We start from the raw sequence: 18,145 nt of genomic DNA, 5'->3' as shown, positions 1-18,145 counted from the left end.
CGCTCATTACCAAATATGCGAGTTTAACAACCCGACATTATTTCTTTTCAACCGCGACTACGTAAGGCGAAGCGTCTCGTTGTAATTGACGGTAAATAATGCTTTGACCGCTGGAGACTGGGAGGGCAGAAGCCCATTGAAGAACCGCTTCCGCTTCTTCCCTGCCTCCGGCGTGTCCTGGATATAATACGGCAGACAAAATACCGCGCGGGCGCAGCAAATGCAAGGCAGCTTCAAGTGCGACGAGCGTGCTGTCTGTATGTGTGATAACCGTAAGATCGGCGCCTTCGGACGGCAAGTAGCCAAGGTTAAACATGACAGCAGCCACTTTACCATGCAGCAGATCTGGAACGGCCTCCCGCATTTGCTCATGGCCTTGCAGCAATAGTGATACTTCTGCTAATGAAGAGGAAGTATCTTCTTCTAGCCGACGACGAGCGTAATCCAAAGCTGCCTGCTGGATATCGAACCCATAGACGCGGCCCCGTTTGCCAGCAGCTTTAGCCAGAAACAACGTATCGGCTCCTGTGCCGACAGTGGCGTCTATAGCAGTATCGCCTGGCTGCACCCGCGCAGCTACTAATTGATGAGCATAGCTCAGAACAGACAGGAATCCCATTTAAGATTTCCTCCAGTATTTTCCCTGCCACGTTACACGTGATTTTAGTTCATTATCAATGCCGTTAAGCACTTCCCATTTTTTAAGCGACCACATAGGCCCCATCAGTAAATCACGTGGTGCATCTCCGGTCAACCGATGAACGATCATTTCAGGGGGTAAAAACTCCAGGGTATCTACAATGAGCTTAATGTACTCGTCCTTTTCCAGAAAGCGTAGCAATCCGGCTTCGTACTGCTTGACCATTGGCGTTTTACGCATGAGATGCAGGAGATGGATTTTGATGCCCTGCACATCCATAGCAGCTACTGCACGTCCTGTATCGAGCATCATTTCATGCGTCTCCTGCGGTAGACCATAAATGATATGGGCGCACACACGGATATTCCGCTTACGTAGCTTTTCTACAGCATCCAGATAGCACTGAGTATCATGAGCACGATTAATCAGCTCAGAGGTCGATTCATGGACAGTTTGCAGGCCCATTTCGACCCACAGGTACGTGCGTTCGTTCAGCTCGGCTAGATAATCGACTACATCATCAGGCAGGCAATCGGGACGTGTAGCGATGGACAGACCGACAACACCGGGCTGTTCCAAAATAACCTCGAAATATTCTCGTAGTTCCTCAACCGGGGCATACGTATTGGTGTAGGCTTGAAAATAGCCAATATATTTAGCATTGGGCCATTTTAAATGCTGGCGATCCCGAATCGTATTGAACTGGGTGACCAAATCATCGCGGCGACGTCCGGCAAAATCACCTGAGCCGCGTGCACTACAAAAGGTACAACCCCCTTTGGCAATGGATCCATCGCGATTTGGACAAGTAAAACCCGCATCCAGCATGACTTTAAACACTTTATTTTGAAATTGCTCGCGCATTTCGTAATTCCATGTATGGAACCGTTTATCTCCCCACAGGAGAGGAGCAGGCAACAAATCTGTTTTCATGGGAGGACTCCTTTTTTTACGATCACCCTATTGTAACAAAATTCAATCTTAAATGGGAATCACTTGACCAAGAAAGTCATTAAAAAGTGCGGATTTTATCGCTTTCCGGATTGAAAAAGGTTACACAATATGTTATATTGTAAGCGGTACCAGACATATGATAAAAGGACTGTTTTTAATCCTGAAGATAAAAACTTATCAGCCGCTAATGATTATTCTTCAGGGAGACAGCTATGCTATTTCTATCGCCTGCTTTAGGGGAAGTGCACGTCGGTTCCATCACAAATAACCCGTGAGGTGATCTTTTATGAATACGCAGGATAAGACGCGTATGGATAAAGTTACTGTTGAGTTAACCTTTGATGAGGCGTTAGCATTGACTGGTGTCCGTTTTGGGCAGGATCGTCAGATTGGAACGGCTGCACGTCAAAAAATCAGAGCCGCTTGCCAAAAGACAATTGATTTTTCACCTGCTGATGGGGTAGACTATGAACAATTAAACTAGTTGGACCCCAATCCAAATATATTGAAAAAGGAATTTCATTTCCGTATCTTCAAGCGGGGGTGGAATTCCTTTTTCCTTGATAACAGAGCATATGGAGGAGTAACATGCGTTTACGCGGAAGAAAAGGAATACGTGAAAGTCTGGAAGAACAGCAAGATCTGGTCATCTTGGAGCCATCACAGTATAAGGGGAATTGGCAGCAGCTTTTTGGTAATGATCGCCCCATTCATGTGGAATTTGGTATGGGTAAAGGGCAATTTATAAGCCAAATGAGCTACCGAAATCCAGAGGTTAACTATATCGGATTTGATATGTATGATGAGCTGGTTCGCCGTGCTACGGAAAAGTCCCGCCTGGCCTGGAGTGATTCAGAGGTTGTTACACCGCCCAATATCAAATTGGCACTGGCAAACATCGAACAGATCGAGAATGTTTTCGAAACAGGGGAAGTAGAACGCATTTATCTGAATTTTAGCGATCCCTGGCCTAAAGCCAAGCATGCTCGCCGTCGTTTGACGCATCCGCGTTTTTTGGACAAGTATCGTCAGCTTTTGAATAGCAGAGGACAAATTCATTTTAAGACAGATTCGGAGACATTGTTTGAGTTTTCTCTGAATTCATTCGCTGACAGCGGTCTGCAAATGACGAATATTTCGTTAAACCTTCATCGTGATGGAATCAATGAGGAGCATGTCATGACGGAATATGAACAAAAGTTCATGGGTAAAGGTATGAATATTCATCGCGTCGAGGTGCTGATTGGTAAAGATGCTTTGGAAGAGTACGGAAAAACACGGCTTGAAAAATACGGAAAGTAAAAGCAGACAAAATAAATAAAGTGAACAAGACAGGGTGCTTCCTTTTAGGAAAGCACCCTGTTTGGTTCCAGTATATCCAAAATACTCTGTGCGCTCTGAAGAGGATAATATCGCGCTATATTATGAATGTGCTCCTGTCGCTTGCGAACGATTTCTGGAAAATCGTATAGCAGCCGGTTCATCCATTTAACGACAACATCCAGCGAAGTAATCGGTTCTCCGAAGCCTTGAGCCGTAAAATACTGACAATTTTCCTCCTCCTGTCCAGGGAGAGGCTTGTGAAACAGCATCGGAATCCCTTTGGCCAACCCCTCGGTGCATGTCATTCCGCCGGGTTTGGTAATGAGCAAATTCGATACTTCCATTAATTTGTCGATTTCCCGTGTGAATCCGAAAATATGAATATTTGGATGATTAAACCGGGGATCTAGCTCCATTTTACGACGAATTTTATCATTATGCCCCAAACAAAAAATAAATTGAATCTTTTCTCTCCAATCGGTAAGTGAACGATGTATAAATTCGTCATTCATCAGCCCCCAGCCGCCGCCCATAACAAGTACTGTCGGGATGGGTTTAAGTCCAAATTGTTCTCTGATTTCATCGTGCCCTGGATGTTCCCAAAAATTGGGATGCACCGGAATGCCGGTCACCTGGATTTTTGATACGGGTACTCCACGCGCGCGCAGCTTACGCATGACTTCAGGCGTAGATACAAAGTACCGGTCAACCTCAGGACTAATCCATGTTCCATGTGCATCGTAGTCTGTTATGACGGTACACAGCGGGACATGTAGACCTAAGCGCTTCAAACGTGAAATGACCGCGCTTGGGATGGGGTGAGTACATACCACCAAATCGGGACGAAGCTGCCGAAGAATATTTCGGGTCTGTGTGTAGAACAGACGGTGCAAAGCGAGCGTTGTAAGACGGTTTAATGATTTTTTGTATTGATGACGGTAAACCAATCCGACTAGGCGAGGCTGCGATACAACAGTCTTCTTGTATGCTGTAATAATGAGCGGGGCCATTCTCGGATTCAAAAAGCTCCCCAGCTCCAGCACTCTTGTCTGCACATCCGGAGAAAGCTTCCGCAAGCTGCTTGAGAGCGCGTAGGCAGCTTGAGTATGTCCGGCACCGAAACCTTCCGATAATAATAACACTCGTTTTTTAGCCACTCTCATTTCACCTGTTCCTGCTGGGATGTTCTCAATCATACCATATCGGCTTTAAGGCCAGAATGCAACCGTTCCTATTGCTGCAGACGTTCCGATGACTGCTCCTGCAAGTACATCCGTGGGATAGTGAAGCCCCAGATAAATTCGAGAAAAACCTACAATTATCGCTACAGGCAACAGCAACAGTGCTAGCATGGGTGACTGCAGCATAAAAGGAACGGTAGCCGAAAAAATTGCGGTCGTGTGTCCTGAGGGAAAAGAATGATCCGACAGGGGATTGCGAAATGTATTCGTACCTGGTAGCGCCAAGTACGGACGTATCCGCGGATACAGCTTTTTAACGATAGCCACGGGGATGTGACTGACCGCAAGAGCGATAGCTCCTTTCATGCCGGAATCTTTCCATGGATACGGAGCGAGCCACCAGATAAGAAGCGTAGAGGCTATAGTAAAGGTAGCGCCGCCTAAATGTGTGAGATAGTACAGCCAAAAGTTCAAAAAACGGTTGTGTAAGCGCCCGTTGATCCATTTGAACAATCGCTGCTCCAGATTTACAAGTTTTACGACTAGACGTTGCATTTGGTTTCCTCCGGTTGCCGGTTCAGGTCTGTCGGCAAATATTTTGAATCAATTTGACAGAATCAGATCTAAGTAATTATTCTCTTGCTCTCATCATATTTTTAAACGCTGTTCATTTCAAGAATCACCACTTATCTGGTTCAATTCTACACAAAAATGTTAATGGAATATAAGCAGTATTGTATAACTTTCTTTGCGTTCATCCGTCTAATAAGATAGAGTGATTAGAAGTGGTTGCTAATTGGCCCACAAAAAGGAGGGACCAAAGAAATAAAAAGTTAGCAAATGGATGAAAATAAGACCTAAGCGTCATGAATGAAAGGTCCAGCGCCGCATTCTCGGTTCAAACGGGAATTTGTCGTGTTTTTTTGCTGCTGAGACCCGTTTAGGGGCTTTGACAAAAGATTGAAAACCAACGAAAATCGTAATGGCATTCCTGTGTCAGCCAAAAGGGGGCTGCGCAGAGCCGAAAGAAGAAAGCAAGGGTCGGGTCAAAACTACAGAAAAGGCGCACAAAGCGCCGCAACTTGCGCTACACAGATAGAAAACAGACAAACGCAAGATTTTTAAAGGGGTATAAAAAGGGGGTAACAAGAGATCATGTTAGACGCTATTTTTGTGACGCTCCAGATTATACTGGCGTTGATCGCAGTCTATCAGTTTGCATTCTCCTTGTTCGGATTGGTTCGCAAGAAAAGGAAAGAGCAGGCGGCTCCAGAAAAATCATTTGCCATTTTAGTCGCTGCCCACAATGAAGAACAAGTTGTCGGAGCATTGATGGAAAATCTCAAGCAGCTTGACTATCCAAAGGAGCTGTACGACGTATTCGTAATCTGTGATAACTGCACAGATAAGACAGCGGACATCGTTCGTGCTCACGGCATGAATGCATGTGAACGTACGAATCCGAATTTGCGTGGTAAAGGCTATGCTATTGAGTGGATGCTCAAGGAGCTATGGGCTATGCCGCGTCAATATGATGCCATTGTCATGTTTGATGCTGACAATTTGGCGCATACCAATTTCTTAAGCGAAATGAACAATGACTTGTGCTCAGGCGCCCGTGTTATCCAGGGATACATTGATACTAAGAATCCTGAGGACTCTTGGATCACAGCCGCATACGGGGTATCTTATTGGTACATCAACCGTTTGTGGCAGTTGTCACGTCATAACCTGAATATGGCTAATTTCCTCGGTGGTACAGGCATGTGCTTTGAAACAAATCTGCTCAAGGAAATGGGCTGGGGTGCAACAAGTCTGGTAGAGGATTTGGAATTCACTATGCGTTGTACACAACGCAACGTATATCCAAGATTTAATTACGATGCCAAGGTTTATGATGAGAAGCCGTTGACGTTCAAAGCTTCGTCCAGACAGCGTCTGCGCTGGATGCAAGGTCACTTTACGGTTGCTCGTCGTTATTTCTTCCCGTTGCTGTGGCAGAGTATCAAGCATAGAAGCCTGATTAAATTCGATATGGCTCTTTATGGTCTAAACGTGTATATCGTACTGTTTACCTTCTTGATGACAGTAGCGATGTGGGTAGATATTGCATTATTTGGTGGACCCAATATTGAAAATATCTACGTACAATTCCCTGCTTGGACCGGTTTTGTGGCTGTGGGGCTGAATATTGTTACCTTTTTGATCGCGATGATCTTGGAAAAGGTCACGTTCAAAAAAGTATATTTGTACTTGCTGCTGTTCCCGGTCTATCTGATTTCGTGGTATCCGATTACGTTCTATGCGTTCTTTACACAGAACAACAAGCAATGGAGTCACACCCAGCATACGCGTGTCGTTCGTCTGGAAGAGGTTCAGAGCAAGCAAGGTTAATGGACGATAAAGTAAAACTTTGTGTCCTACAGAGGCTGGGCTTCAACTGTTTTTATAAAAGTGTTGACGACTCAGTAGTAACATGATATGATATTTGAGTATGTTAATTGAAAAGTATGGATTAACAAGTAGAAGGACCGACTTCTCACCTGTCCGGTATTGCCGGCTGGTCATGATCCAATGATTTGTGAATTGAACTTTCATGATGAATTGAGTATCAGACAGGGATGTCGGCTGCATAGTCGTCATCCCTTTTTTGTGCTTAAACACAATACAACAATAACAGGTTCTGGAGGTGGAGGGTTATTAGTAAGGAACATATGATCAATGATGAGATTCGAGTGAGAGAAGTGCGTCTAGTTGGTGCAAACGGGGAACAAATCGGGATTAAACCGACTCGTGAAGCTTTGCAAATGGCGATTGACGCAAACTTGGATCTCGTGAACGTGGCGCCTCAAGCGAAGCCGCCCGTGTGTCGGATTATGGATTACGGAAAATTCCGCTATGAGCAACAAAAGAAAGAAAAGGAAGCCCGTAAAAACCAGAAGATCGTTGACATCAAAGAGGTATGGTTCCGTTCCAACATCGAGGAACATGACTACCAAACCAAGTTTCGCAATGTGGTGAAGTTCCTGAATGAAGGGGACAAGGTGAAATGCTCTGTTCGTTTCCGTGGTCGCGAAATTACCCATGCTAATGTGGGTCAAAAAATTCTCGAACGTGTGAAAACGGAAGTTGCTGATCTTTGTACCGTGGAGCGCCAACCCAAGCTCGAAGGACGCAGCATGATTATGATATTGGCTCCAAAGAGTCAATGACAAATTAAGGAGGAAGTTCAATGCCAAAAATGAAAACACATAGCAGCCTTAAAGGCCGCTTCAAAATTACCGGTACTGGTAAAGTGACGCGTTACAAAGCTTACAGAAACCACTTGCTTTCCCACAAATCCAAACGTGCAAAACGCGTTCTGGGTACTAACCCTGAGATGGCACCTGGGGACGTTAGACGTTTGAAACAAGGTCTTGCTAACCTGAAATAGCATAAGCACGGCAATAAATAAAGTATAAACATTATTTGGGAGGTCTTTTGATATGGCAAGAGTAAAGGGCGGATTCGTCGTTCGTCGTCGTCATAAAAAAGTATTGAAGCTTGCTAAAGGTTATTTTGGTTCCAAACACCGCATTTTTAAAACAGCTAACGAGCAGGTAATGAAATCGCTTGTTTACGCATACCGTGACCGTCGTCAGACGAAACGTAACTTCCGCAGACTGTGGATCGTGCGTATCAACGCAGCAGCTCGTTTGAATGGTTTGTCTTACAGCAAATTGATGCACGGTCTGAAATTGGCTGGTGTAGACATTAACCGTAAAATCTTGGCTGATCTTGCAGTCAATGATATTAATGCATTCAACTCTTTGGCAACTGTTGCTAAAGGTAAAATCAACGCTTAATTAAGGCGTGAAAACCACGGAAGTGGTAACAAAGGTGTCCCGAGCAGTACGCTGTGTAGGGACGCCTTTTTTTGTACATACTTAACATTAAAAAAGACTTCATTTTCTTCAAAATACGAATAAATATGACGTATGATGATAGAATGTATGGTTTTTTTAACTTTGTAACGCTTACATTTTTGAAATTCTAAAAAAAATTGACCCAAGGTTATTAATTGTCTAGATTTTAGCCGATCATAATTGTATAATCTCTAAAGTAAGTCTTCTGTACGATCTGTCTCGTCAGTAAATGACATGAAAATGAAATACATTTTCTAAAGAAAAGAGACAGTCCAGGGATCTAACACTAAGGGGGAACAGTATCAGCATGAAGAAATTGTTTAGTATGTCTTTGGTTATGCTGCTGGCGATCTCGGTCATTCTCGCAGGCTGCGGTAACAAAAATCAAGGTGCTTCCAATGCAAATGGTGGAGAAGCAGGCGGTTCTGCCAAAACATCAAATGTCCAACTTGGCATGGTTACAGATGTGGGCGGAGTAAACGACAAATCGTTTAACCAATCTGCTTGGGAGGCACTTCAAGCTATTGAGAAAGAATCAGGCGTTAAAGTTAAATACCTGCAAAGTAAATCCGACCAAGATTATATTCCTAACCTGAACCAATTCGTTAAAGGTGATTTTAACCTGACTTGGGGTATCGGTTTTAATCTGGCGAATGCGATTGGACAAGTAGCAAAAGACAATCCGAACAAAAATTTGGCGATCATTGACAGTGTTGTGGATGCGCCTAATGTCAAATCGGTTGTATTTGCTGAAAATGAAGGTTCCTTCCTGGTAGGGGTTGTAGCTGGTAAGCTTACTAAAACAAACAAAATTGGTTTTGTGGGTGGACAAGACAGCCCGTTGATCAAACGTTTTGAAAAAGGGTTTGAAGCAGGGATTAAGGCTGTAAATCCAAAAGCACAACTGATTGTGAACTATACGGGTGCGTTTGATAAGCCGGATTTAGGTAAAGCTGCAGCAGCAACGATCTACAACGATGGTGCAGATATTATTTTCCATGCAGCTGGCGGATCAGGAACAGGCGTATTTAACGAAGCACTTGCACGTAAGCAGCAAGGTCAGCAAGTATGGGTTATCGGCGTAGATAAAGACCAATCCCTTGAGTTTGGTGATGAAGTAACATTAACGTCGATGGTAAAACGCGTAGATGAAGCAGTAAAACGCGTATCCCAAGAAGTAATTGACGGTAAGTTTAAGGGCGGTGTCGAAACACTGGCTCTGAAGGATAACGGAATTGGTTTGGCAGATACATCTACGAAAAACGTTCCTAAAGACGTGCTTGATCTTGTAGAACAATACAAGCAAAAAATCATTAAAGGCGAAATTACAGTTCCTTCGAAATAAGTTAGGTGAAGAACATAAAGGTGGCAACAAGGCTGGTTCATAAGACTAGCCTTGTTCTTACGTCTGGAGTTATAAGATTATAACGGTCAAAATCAGCTCATTGGAGCACATACTATAAAGTGTATAAGGGTGATCTCATGGATGCAGCGACCCCCGTCGTTGAGTTAAAGCAAATTACAAAACGATTCCCCGGCATCGTTGCCAACGACTCCATCAGCATCAAGCTGCATAAAGGAGAAATTCACGCCCTTTTGGGTGAGAATGGCGCGGGCAAATCTACGCTTATGAATATTCTTTTCGGACTGTATCAGCCGGATGAAGGGACCATTGAAATGGGAGGGAACCCCGTACAGATTGATAGTCCAAATAAGGCAATTGATCTGGGGATCGGCATGGTGCATCAGCATTTTAAGCTCGTACAGCCGTTTACCGTAACCGAAAATATTGTCCTTGGGTCGGAGCCACGTAAAGGTCTGAAAATCAATTATAAAAAGGCTGCCGCAGAAGTACAGCGGTTGTCTGAACAATACGGACTTCAGGTAAATCCGAATGCCAAAATTGAGGATATATCTGTTGGTATGCAACAGCGTGTGGAAATTATCAAAACGCTTTATCGCGGTGCAGATATTCTAATTTTTGATGAGCCAACAGCGGTGCTGACACCACAGGAAATCTCTGAGTTGCTGGACATTATGAAGCGCTTAGTAGCTGAAGGCAAATCAATTATTCTTATCACTCATAAACTCAAAGAAATTATGCAAATTGCAGATACGGTTACGATTATTCGCCGAGGTAAAGTTATTGACACGGTCAAAACATCTGAAACAACACCAAATGAGTTGGCTGAGAAAATGGTGGGCCGTCGTGTGTCCTTTAAAGTGGATAAGAAGCTTGCTCAACCAGGACAAACTGTACTGGAAATGAACAAAGTAATTTCTAAAAACAAGGATGGCATTCATGTTCTGAATGAATTGAACCTGCAGGTCAAGGCCGGCGAGATTTTGGGGATTGCCGGAGTAGACGGCAATGGACAGAGTGAGCTAATAGAAGCTTTGACAGGCTTGCGCAAGGTGGATAGCGGGAGTATCCGTTTGCTCGGAACAGAACTGGCAAATCAGCCACCGCGCAAAATTTCAGAGGCAGGCGTTTCACATATACCAGAGGATCGCCATAAGCATGGGTTGGTGCTCGATTTTTCCATGAGTGAAAATATGGTGCTGGAGACGTATTATCAGGCTCCTTACAGTAAAAATGGCTTCTTGAACAAGGACGCTATAGAAAAACAGGCAAAAAGTCTTATTGAGAAGTTTGATGTTAGAACACCAGATATTCATACCAAGGCAAGATCGCTATCTGGTGGAAATCAGCAAAAGGCAATCATAGCGCGTGAAATTGATAAAAACCCAGACCTTCTCATTGCGGCGCAGCCTACACGCGGGCTGGATGTTGGAGCTATTGAATTTGTCCAGAAGCAACTGATTGCTCAGCGGGATCAAGGTAAAGCGGTACTGCTCATTTCTTTTGAGCTGGACGAGATTATGAATGTATCCGATCGAATTGCTGTTATTTATGAGGGTAAGATTGTCGGGGAAGTGCTGCCTGAAGAAACGAATGACCAGGAACTGGGGCTAATGATGGCAGGAAGTGCAGTGAAGAAAGGAGTAGAGAATGGCTAACCTATTGAAAATATTCACAAAAGACTCCTTTGTTCTGGCTCTGGTCTCTATTATTCTAGGCCTCATTCTGGGTGCTATCGTGATGTTGATTGGCGGGTATGATCCTATTGTGGCTTATTCCGCTTTGTTTAGCCGTGTGTACGGAGATTCCTACAATTTTGGCGAAGCGATCCGTGAGATGACACCGTTGATTTTAACAGGCTTGGCATTTGCTTTTGCGGCTCGTGCCGGGTTGTTTAACATCGGTGGCGAAGGTCAGTTTTTGGTCGGTATGACAGCTGCTTCGATTGTAGGTATCAAACTTCATGGGCTGCCTGCTATCCTTCATGCACCGCTGGCTGTGATCGCAGGAGCTGTTTTCGGAGGCTTGTGGGCTGCGATTGCTGGCTATTTGAAGGCCAAGCGAGGCGTGAACGAAGTTATTACATGTATTATGATGAACTGGATCGGTCTGTATTTGGCTAATTTGGTAATTAATCAGTTCGCACTTATGGAAGGCGAAAATCGCTCTGTGGATATCCAACCTTCCGCTTCTATTTCCATTGATTGGCTGTCCCAGATGATGGGGAATGCTCGGGTTCATTGGGGCACAGTTATTGCTGTGCTGGCGGCAGTGTTTTTCTATATTTTCATGTGGAAAACAAAGCAGGGCTATGAGCTTCGCGCTGTCGGATTTAATCAGGATGCATCCCGCTATGCAGGTATGAATGTAAATCGTAATATCATAAAAGCGATGTTTATTAGTGGTGTTTTTGCCGGATTGGCTGGTGCCTTTGAGGTGCTGGGGGTTTTCCATTATCAATCTGTCATGGCAGGATCACCAGGAACCGGCTTTGACGGTATCGCTGTGTCTTTGATCGGGATGAATAATCCGTTCGGTGTGTTGCTCGGTTCTGTTTTGTTCGGAACGCTCACGTATGGTTCTGCGGGAATGAGCTTTAGCGCGGATGTACCGCCAGAAATTATCCGGGTAGTTATTGGCTCGATTATTTTCTTCATTGCGGCCCAAGGTATTGTGCGTTGGGTTGTGAAGCCGCTCTACTCCAAGCGGAAGAAAGAGAAGGTGTTGTAAAATGAGTTGGTTAACACTTGGTGAATTAATCCATACAACGCTCGTTTTTGCGACGGCGATTATTTTTGCGTCTCTTGGCGGAGTTTTTTCGGAAAAATCCGGTGTAACGAATCTTGGACTGGAAGGTCTTATGGTGTTTGGCGCGTTTGCGGCAGGTGTGGGCGGATTTTATGCTGAGCAAGCAGGATTAGGTGGCACCTCTGCGGCTTGGGTAGGTGTGCTGTCAGCTGCGGTGTTCGGTATTCTGGTTTCGCTAATTCATGCTGTAGCCTCTATTACATTCAAGGCTGATCAGGTAATCAGCGGGATTGTCATTAACTTCTTGGCAGCAGGTAGTACACTTTACATGGTTAAGCTGTTATTTGAGGGTGATGGGGACACCGGTCGAATTCAAGGTTTTAACGAGATATCCATTCCTTATCTTGTGGATATTCCGATTGCAGGAAAAGCATTCTTCCAAGCCTATCCAACGACATATCTAGCTATTCTATTAGTTATTATCGGCTACTTTACTTTGTATAAAACTCCGTTTGGCTTGCGTTTGCGTTCAGTAGGGGAGCATCCGGGTGCAGCCGATACCGTGGGGATCAAGGTCAATCGCCTTCGTTATATCGGTGTTATGATTAGTGGTGCGTTGGCTGGGATTGGTGGAGCTACGATCACTTTGACTACAACCAATATGTTCTCACATAATACCGTTTCAGGGCAGGGCTATATTGCTATTGCGGCTATGATTTTCGGTAAATGGAATCCGCTCGGTGCTTTTGGAGCGGCAGTGTTTTTCGGTTTTTCACAAGCAATTCGCAACTATGTGCAGTTGTTTGCATGGTCGCAAAGTATTCCCCAGGAAATTATTTTTATGTTGCCGTATCTCCTGACAATTATTGTGCTGGTAGCGGCAGTTGGACGTTCACGCGCTCCGGCCGCTTTGGGTCAACTGTATGATCCAAGCAAGCGTTAATGACTCATAGACAACTGAATGTTTTTAAATACACATATTGGTGTATATGAAAATCTGGTATCTGCATGTGCAGGTACCAGATTTTTTTACATTGTGCAGGCATTTAAACATACGCTTATGGCTTGAATGGAATAGACTGTGCTATGCAGATTGGACGGACGCTCGGCCCCTGTCAGCTCCAGTCTATTTTGTGGTGGTGGTAAGCTATCAAGGAGCCGTTCAATCTGTCCATCCGTTGAGAAAGAAGGAGGAAATACGATGAAACAGGCAGTAACCAGAAAGCAGGTGGAGAAGCTTGTCGGCAAAGTCATCTTCGCTATACGTAAGGATGGCTCCCGGGTCAGTGGCAAGCTGATTCGCATTTCAGGTAACCGACTGATTCTCCAACCAAACCGTAAGAAAAAAGTAAACACGAAGGCGATTATTCCTCTGGTGCTTTTTGATTTGCTTGCCATTGGCACAGCTCCATACGTGGGTGCCTACGGTGGCTACGGTCCAGGTTATGGAGGACCAGGCTATGGAGGGCCAGGATATGGTCCACAGTATGGACCGTACACAGACGGGGGCTACCCAGGGGTAGGCTATCCTTTTTACCCTAACTTTTTTTAGTTTTACAAAATCACGACCCTGAAAACCATACTTTTCACAGTGACTTTTCGAGTTCGTGACATCGGCTTAGAGCCACATATCGTAGCATGTGGTATTGATGGCGTAGATAAAAATGGATCCCTCGCACATTGTCTTCGTCCACCATCACTTTAGCCCGCTTGCAACGTCGCAGTCTGCCGTATTGCTCGGCATACTCCAGCAACTTTTTTCCGTATCTTTTACCTTGATGAGCCGAAGAAATTGCGATCAAATCAATGTATAATAGTTCTCCATGCAGCATAACATGAATGAAGCCAACAACCTGTGCATTATCCGGTCTGCAAGCTACAAAAGTGATGCCCCGGTTTAAGCGCCGGGGTAATTCTTTACGTATTTGATCCATTTCTTGGGCACTTAAATGCGATAGAGGGACAAGCTCTTGCTCGATTAGACGAAAGATCATGTTGTCATCTTGGGCGCATCGTTTGCGAATCATAAACGGGCCTCCTTTTTTACCCTTTTAACAAGATATGTCATGGCTTTGGAGGAGTACAAAGTCTCACTGTGCGGTCTTTTTTATCATATGCGGGTACCTCTTACAAGCGTGCGGCTCAGAGGGGCTTAAGCAGAGAAACATAAATTTTTATGAAATCTGGGTATTGACTATCCCAGATGGGGGACATATAATGTGTCTAAACATTTGAAAGAATGACATGAACACAACGGCAATGAAGAGGACGAAGTGATTAGGGCTCTTTTGTTCAGAGAGTGAGGCATTAGCTGCAAGCTTCACCAAAATCCCTTTTTAACGAGCTCACCTTGGAGCTGTTTTCCTGAAAAGTATTCGGGCCCCATGATATTAACGGTGCGCCGAATCGCCTATTAGGGAAAATCGTACGGTCTACGTTACAGACGCCAGATATGGAGATCCTTTGTGATTTCTGTACCTGCCAAGGTTCGATATTGCGAAATATCGGGCAAACACGGGTGGTACCACGGAAGCTACAGCCTTTCGTCCCTCAGTAACAGCAAGTCTGTTCTAGGGATGAAAGGTTTTTTTGTTTTTACAAATGTCAGCTGTATGTAAATTTTGTAAAGGAGGATGACCAATGAGTGCACAAATTCCTGAAGTTAGGTCAACCGATGAATTACGTCAAAAGTGGATGAAGCCTGAGGTGATTACAGGTTCGGAAATTTTACTCCGTAGCCTTTTGCTGGAGGGAGTAGAGTGTGTCTTTGGATATCCAGGTGGTGCAGTGCTTTATATCTATGATGCCATGTACGGCTTCAAGGATTTCAAGCATGTCCTCACTCGTCATGAGCAGGGAGCTATTCATGCGGCAGATGGTTATGCACGGGCAAGCGGTAAAGTTGGTGTCTGTATCGCGACTTCCGGACCTGGAGCGACAAACCTGGTAACTGGCATAGCGACAGCTTATATGGATTCGGTGCCGTTGGTGGTCATCACGGGTAATGTTGTATCTTCCCTGATCGGTACAGATGCTTTCCAGGAAGCTGATATCACGGGAATTACAATGCCGATTACGAAACACAGCTATCTGGTGAGAGATGTAGAGGATCTGCCGCGAATCATCCATGAGGCATTTCATATTGCCAATACAGGTAGAAAAGGACCAGTACTGATTGATATTCCGAAGGATGTCTCCGCAGCCCAGACGTTGTTTGTTCCACAGACGGAACCTGTGACCATGCGGGGTTACAACCCGAATGTGTTGCCCAACAAAATTCAACTAGACAAGCTGACTCAAGCTATCGCCGAAGCAGAACGTCCATTCATTCTGGCAGGTGGAGGAGTTGTATACTCCGGTGGACATGAAGCACTTTACGAATTTGTTCGTAAAACGGAAATTCCGATTGCAACAACATTGCTTGGTTTGGGAGGATTCCCAAGTGGACATGAGCTCTGGACAGGGATGCCGGGAATGCACGGAACATACACTTCCAATCAGGCGATTCAACAGTCGGATTTGCTGATCTGTATTGGTGCCCGCTTTGATGATCGGGTGACAGGCAAGTTGGATGGATTTGCTCCTCAAGCCAAAATTGTACACATTGATATCGATCCTGCTGAAATCGGAAAAAATGTTGCCGCGGATATTCCAATCGTAGGCGACGTGAAGGCAGTATTGGAATTGCTGAATCAGGATGTGAAACGCGCGGATCTGGCAGATGCATGGAGAGCGCAAATTCAGCAATGGAAAGCTGCGAAACCTTTTTCTTATAAGGATTCTGAAACAGTGCTTAAACCACAATGGGTTATTGAATTGTTGGATAAAACGACCAAGGGCGGAGCAATCGTTACGACGGACGTAGGACAGCATCAAATGTGGGCAGCACAGTATTACAAATTCAATCAGCCACGTTCATGGGTCACCTCCGGTGGACTGGGTACGATGGGATTTGGTTTCCCTTCTGCCATCGGCGCTCAGATGGCCAATCCTGACAGATTGGTAATATCGATTAACGGAGACGGCGGCATGCAGATGTGTTCGCAGGAATTAGCCATCTGTGCAATCAATAACATTCCGGTCAAAATCGTAATCATCAACAACCAGGTACTTGGAATGGTTCGCCAATGGCAGGAATTGATCTATAACAATCGGTACAGTCACATTGACCTGGCTGGAAGCCCGGATTTTGTGAAACTGGCCGAAGCATACGGTGTCAAAGGACTGCGTGCTACGAATAAGGAAGAAGCACGTCGGGCTTGGCAGGAGGCGCTTGATACACCCGGACCGGTCGTTGTCGAGTTTGTAGTCAGCAAGGAAGAGAATGTATATCCGATGGTGACGCAAGGTTCGACAATTGATCAAATGCTGATGGGGGACGAGTAAAATGACGACAAAAAATACCATTGCTGTACTGGTAAATGATCATCCCGGCGTTTTGCAACGTGTATCTGGACTGTTTGGTCGCCGTGGCTTCAACATTGAAAGCATAACTGTGGGTCAATCGGAGGAAGTTGGATTATCCCGTATGGTCATTGTGACTGTAGGAGATGAGAACAACCTGGAGCAGATTGAAAAGCAGCTTTACAAGCTGGTTGATGTGATCAAGGTCATTGATCTCAGTTCCAAGCCGATGGTTGCTCGGGAATTGGCAATGATTAAGGTAAAGGCTGAACCGCCCCAGCGACCAGAAATTATGGGCGTGGTAGAAACGTTCAGAGCAGCTGTAATTGATGTTGGAACGACGAGCTTAATTGTTCAGGTCATTGGCGATACCGAAAAAATTGATGCAATGATCGAATTGCTGAAGCCTTATGGTATTCGCGAGTTGACCCGAACCGGGGTTACAGCTATGATACGTGGCAATGCATAATATGAAGCTTTAACGATTTACCGCTTATAGCGCATTACATCATTAAAGAACCGCCCGCATAAGAGCGGGTGCTCGAAGAGATTTTTAAATGCCATTCAGAGGCGAAGTCTCTTGGACTACCCGCTCATTATGAAGGGTCCAATTAAAAGGAGGAAATTAACCATGGCAGTTACAACGTACTACGAAAAAGATGCAGAACTTAGCGTATTGAAAGGAAAAACAGTGGCCGTTATCGGTTACGGTAGCCAAGGACATGCCCAAGCACAAAACTTGCGTGACAGTGGTGTGAATGTTGTTATTGGTTTGCGTGAAGGCAAATCAGCTGATGTCGCAAGAAACGACGGTTTTGAAGTTCTGAACGTAGCTGATGCAACAAGCCGTGCAGATGTGGTTCAAATTTTGTTGCCTGATGAAACTCAAGCTTCTGTCTACAAAAATGAAATCGAACCTAACCTGAAAAAAGGCGCAGCACTTTTGTTCTCCCATGGTTTCAATGTTCATTTTGGACAAATCGTAGCTCCTAAAGATAGCGATGTATTGCTGGTTGCTCCAAAATCCCCAGGACATATGGTACGTCGTACCTATGTAGAAGGGTTTGGCGTACCGGGGTTGATCGCAATTGAGCAGGACGCAACAGGTCAAGCCAAGGAGATCGGTCTTGCATACGCAAAAGGCATTGGCTGTACACGTGCGGGCGTAATTGAAACCTCCTTCCGTGAAGAAACGGAGACGGACCTGTTCGGTGAGCAGGCGGTATTGTGTGGCGGTGTGAGCGCACTCGTAAAAGCGGGCTTTGAAACATTGACTGAGGCAGGTTATGCTCCTGAGATGGCATACTTCGAATGCTTGCATGAGCTTAAGCTGATCGTTGACCTGATGTATGAAGGTGGATTGGCAACAATGCGTGATTCCATCAGTAATACAGCAGAATATGGCGATTATGTAACTGGACCACGTGTGGTAACAGAAGATACGAAGAAAGCTATGAAGGATGTATTGACTGACATTCAACAAGGTAAATTTGCTCGTGACTTCATCCTTGAAAATCAATCTGGACGTGCATTCCTGACGGCTACTCGTCGTAATGAAGCTAACCATCCGATTGAAGTAGTGGGCGGACAATTGCGTGAAATGATGCATTGGATCAAAAAGTAATAA

The 18,145-nt window shown here is 44.9% G+C and carries 19 protein-coding genes; 14 read left to right on the top strand and 5 right to left on the bottom strand.

Annotation, left to right across the window (positions count from 1 at the left end):
- Positions 1-37 precede the first annotated feature (37 nt).
- Both mnmM and mnmL read right to left on the bottom strand, forming a co-directional pair.
- Positions 38-619 (bottom strand): tRNA 5-(aminomethyl)-2-thiouridylate-methyltransferase MnmM, encoded by a 582-nt coding sequence (gene mnmM / locus G7035_RS01140; protein ID WP_019686639.1) that lies wholly within the window; start codon positions 617-619, stop codon positions 38-40.
- Complete coding sequence (gene mnmL / locus G7035_RS01135; RefSeq protein ID WP_196478889.1) at positions 620-1,573, bottom strand: tRNA modification radical SAM protein MnmL/YtqA; 954 nt, start codon at positions 1,571-1,573, stop codon at positions 620-622.
- Between the two features lie 307 nt (positions 1,574-1,880).
- Here mnmL and G7035_RS01130 point away from each other — a divergent pair, with 307 nt between their 5' ends.
- Positions 1,881-2,078 carry a hypothetical protein gene (locus G7035_RS01130; RefSeq protein WP_013370066.1) on the top strand — a complete coding sequence of 66 codons (198 nt, stop codon included), beginning with the start codon at positions 1,881-1,883 and terminating at the stop codon, positions 2,076-2,078.
- A 104-nt stretch (positions 2,079-2,182) separates the two neighbouring features.
- A complete protein-coding gene (trmB, locus tag G7035_RS01125) occupies positions 2,183-2,896 on the top strand; it encodes a tRNA (guanosine(46)-N7)-methyltransferase TrmB (protein ID WP_019686640.1) in 714 nt (237 codons plus the stop codon).
- A 44-nt stretch (positions 2,897-2,940) separates the two neighbouring features.
- Here the strand turns inward: trmB and G7035_RS01120 are convergent, their stop codons facing one another.
- Together G7035_RS01120 and G7035_RS01115 are read right to left on the bottom strand one after the other, a co-directional pair.
- Positions 2,941-4,074 carry an MGDG synthase family glycosyltransferase gene (locus G7035_RS01120; RefSeq protein WP_404925993.1) on the bottom strand — a complete coding sequence of 378 codons (1,134 nt, stop codon included), beginning with the start codon at positions 4,072-4,074 and terminating at the stop codon, positions 2,941-2,943.
- A gap of 51 nt (positions 4,075-4,125) precedes the next feature.
- Positions 4,126-4,653 (bottom strand): phosphatase PAP2 family protein, encoded by a 528-nt coding sequence (locus G7035_RS01115; RefSeq protein ID WP_013370069.1) that lies wholly within the window; start codon positions 4,651-4,653, stop codon positions 4,126-4,128.
- Between the two features lie 600 nt (positions 4,654-5,253).
- On the opposite strand from G7035_RS01115, the gene G7035_RS01110 reads away from it, so the two are divergent.
- The 9 genes from G7035_RS01110 (at position 5,254) to G7035_RS01070 (ending at position 13,666) form a co-directional block, all read left to right on the top strand.
- Complete coding sequence (locus G7035_RS01110) at positions 5,254-6,492, top strand: glycosyltransferase family 2 protein (RefSeq protein WP_017426627.1); 1,239 nt, start codon at positions 5,254-5,256, stop codon at positions 6,490-6,492.
- 320 nt (positions 6,493-6,812) lie between these two features.
- On the top strand, positions 6,813-7,310 hold the full coding sequence (infC, locus tag G7035_RS01105; protein WP_007429515.1) for a translation initiation factor IF-3: 498 nt from the start codon (positions 6,813-6,815) through the stop codon (positions 7,308-7,310).
- 20 nt (positions 7,311-7,330) lie between these two features.
- Entirely contained in the window at positions 7,331-7,531 is a 201-nt protein-coding gene (gene rpmI / locus G7035_RS01100) for a 50S ribosomal protein L35 (protein ID WP_007429516.1), read from the top strand.
- 52 nt (positions 7,532-7,583) lie between these two features.
- On the top strand, positions 7,584-7,943 hold the full coding sequence (gene rplT, locus G7035_RS01095; RefSeq protein WP_007429517.1) for a 50S ribosomal protein L20: 360 nt from the start codon (positions 7,584-7,586) through the stop codon (positions 7,941-7,943).
- 367 nt (positions 7,944-8,310) lie between these two features.
- Complete coding sequence (locus G7035_RS01090) at positions 8,311-9,348, top strand: BMP family lipoprotein (RefSeq protein ID WP_016820568.1); 1,038 nt, start codon at positions 8,311-8,313, stop codon at positions 9,346-9,348.
- Between the two features lie 137 nt (positions 9,349-9,485).
- Positions 9,486-11,024: an ABC transporter ATP-binding protein gene (locus tag G7035_RS01085; RefSeq protein ID WP_025364391.1), complete on the top strand. Its 1,539-nt coding sequence runs from the start codon at positions 9,486-9,488 to the stop codon at positions 11,022-11,024.
- Complete coding sequence (locus tag G7035_RS01080) at positions 11,017-12,096, top strand: ABC transporter permease (protein WP_016820564.1); 1,080 nt, start codon at positions 11,017-11,019, stop codon at positions 12,094-12,096. Before G7035_RS01085 ends, G7035_RS01080 begins: the two co-directional genes overlap by 8 nt.
- Position 12,097: 1 nt before the next feature.
- Positions 12,098-13,057 (top strand): ABC transporter permease, encoded by a 960-nt coding sequence (locus G7035_RS01075; RefSeq protein WP_010349245.1) that lies wholly within the window; start codon positions 12,098-12,100, stop codon positions 13,055-13,057.
- Between the two features lie 258 nt (positions 13,058-13,315).
- Positions 13,316-13,666 (top strand): hypothetical protein, encoded by a 351-nt coding sequence (locus tag G7035_RS01070; protein WP_019686641.1) that lies wholly within the window; start codon positions 13,316-13,318, stop codon positions 13,664-13,666.
- Between the two features lie 34 nt (positions 13,667-13,700).
- Here G7035_RS01070 and G7035_RS01065 read toward each other — a convergent pair whose 3' ends face one another.
- Positions 13,701-14,141, bottom strand: coding sequence for a GNAT family N-acetyltransferase (locus tag G7035_RS01065; protein ID WP_013370078.1), 441 nt, complete (start codon positions 14,139-14,141; stop codon positions 13,701-13,703).
- Positions 14,142-14,754: 613 nt separating this feature from the next.
- Here G7035_RS01065 and ilvB point away from each other — a divergent pair.
- The 3 genes from ilvB to ilvC all read left to right on the top strand — a co-directional run bounded on the left by ilvB (position 14,755) and on the right by ilvC (position 18,142).
- Positions 14,755-16,500, top strand: a complete 1,746-nt coding sequence (gene ilvB, locus G7035_RS01060; RefSeq protein ID WP_013370079.1) for a biosynthetic-type acetolactate synthase large subunit — start codon at positions 14,755-14,757, stop codon at positions 16,498-16,500.
- A gap of 1 nt (position 16,501) precedes the next feature.
- Positions 16,502-16,987, top strand: a complete 486-nt coding sequence (ilvN, locus tag G7035_RS01055; protein ID WP_013370080.1) for an acetolactate synthase small subunit — start codon at positions 16,502-16,504, stop codon at positions 16,985-16,987.
- Between the two features lie 162 nt (positions 16,988-17,149).
- Complete coding sequence (ilvC, locus tag G7035_RS01050) at positions 17,150-18,142, top strand: ketol-acid reductoisomerase (protein ID WP_013309387.1); 993 nt, start codon at positions 17,150-17,152, stop codon at positions 18,140-18,142.
- Positions 18,143-18,145: the final 3 nt, after the last annotated feature.

Origin of the sequence: Paenibacillus polymyxa, assembly GCF_015710975.1 — a bacterium.
GTDB lineage: Bacteria > Bacillota > Bacilli > Paenibacillales > Paenibacillaceae > Paenibacillus > Paenibacillus polymyxa.
The sequence above is the reverse complement of the archived record's forward strand: the minus strand, read 5'-3'. Positions and strand labels throughout refer to the sequence as shown.

What these genes read in the sequence shown, in the direction of transcription:
- ilvN (WP_013370080.1), top strand. Translation starts at nt 16,502, where the DNA reads ATGACGACAAAAAATACCATTGCTGTACTGGTAAATGATCATCCCGGC.
- G7035_RS01070 (WP_019686641.1), top strand. Translation starts at nt 13,316, where the DNA reads ATGAAACAGGCAGTAACCAGAAAGCAGGTGGAGAAGCTTGTCGGCAAA.
- G7035_RS01065 (WP_013370078.1), bottom strand. Translation starts at nt 14,141, where the DNA reads ATGATTCGCAAACGATGCGCCCAAGATGACAACATGATCTTTCGTCTA.
- G7035_RS01085 (WP_025364391.1), top strand. Translation starts at nt 9,486, where the DNA reads ATGGATGCAGCGACCCCCGTCGTTGAGTTAAAGCAAATTACAAAACGA.
- mnmM (WP_019686639.1), bottom strand. Translation starts at nt 619, where the DNA reads ATGGGATTCCTGTCTGTTCTGAGCTATGCTCATCAATTAGTAGCTGCG.
- G7035_RS01080 (WP_016820564.1), top strand. Translation starts at nt 11,017, where the DNA reads ATGGCTAACCTATTGAAAATATTCACAAAAGACTCCTTTGTTCTGGCT.
- rpmI (WP_007429516.1), top strand. Translation starts at nt 7,331, where the DNA reads ATGCCAAAAATGAAAACACATAGCAGCCTTAAAGGCCGCTTCAAAATT.
- G7035_RS01115 (WP_013370069.1), bottom strand. Translation starts at nt 4,653, where the DNA reads ATGCAACGTCTAGTCGTAAAACTTGTAAATCTGGAGCAGCGATTGTTC.
- infC (WP_007429515.1), top strand. Translation starts at nt 6,813, where the DNA reads ATGATCAATGATGAGATTCGAGTGAGAGAAGTGCGTCTAGTTGGTGCA.
- G7035_RS01090 (WP_016820568.1), top strand. Translation starts at nt 8,311, where the DNA reads ATGAAGAAATTGTTTAGTATGTCTTTGGTTATGCTGCTGGCGATCTCG.
- G7035_RS01110 (WP_017426627.1), top strand. Translation starts at nt 5,254, where the DNA reads ATGTTAGACGCTATTTTTGTGACGCTCCAGATTATACTGGCGTTGATC.
- ilvB (WP_013370079.1), top strand. Translation starts at nt 14,755, where the DNA reads ATGAGTGCACAAATTCCTGAAGTTAGGTCAACCGATGAATTACGTCAA.
- ilvC (WP_013309387.1), top strand. Translation starts at nt 17,150, where the DNA reads ATGGCAGTTACAACGTACTACGAAAAAGATGCAGAACTTAGCGTATTG.
- trmB (WP_019686640.1), top strand. Translation starts at nt 2,183, where the DNA reads ATGCGTTTACGCGGAAGAAAAGGAATACGTGAAAGTCTGGAAGAACAG.
- mnmL (WP_196478889.1), bottom strand. Translation starts at nt 1,573, where the DNA reads ATGAAAACAGATTTGTTGCCTGCTCCTCTCCTGTGGGGAGATAAACGG.
- G7035_RS01075 (WP_010349245.1), top strand. Translation starts at nt 12,098, where the DNA reads ATGAGTTGGTTAACACTTGGTGAATTAATCCATACAACGCTCGTTTTT.
- rplT (WP_007429517.1), top strand. Translation starts at nt 7,584, where the DNA reads ATGGCAAGAGTAAAGGGCGGATTCGTCGTTCGTCGTCGTCATAAAAAA.
- G7035_RS01130 (WP_013370066.1), top strand. Translation starts at nt 1,881, where the DNA reads ATGAATACGCAGGATAAGACGCGTATGGATAAAGTTACTGTTGAGTTA.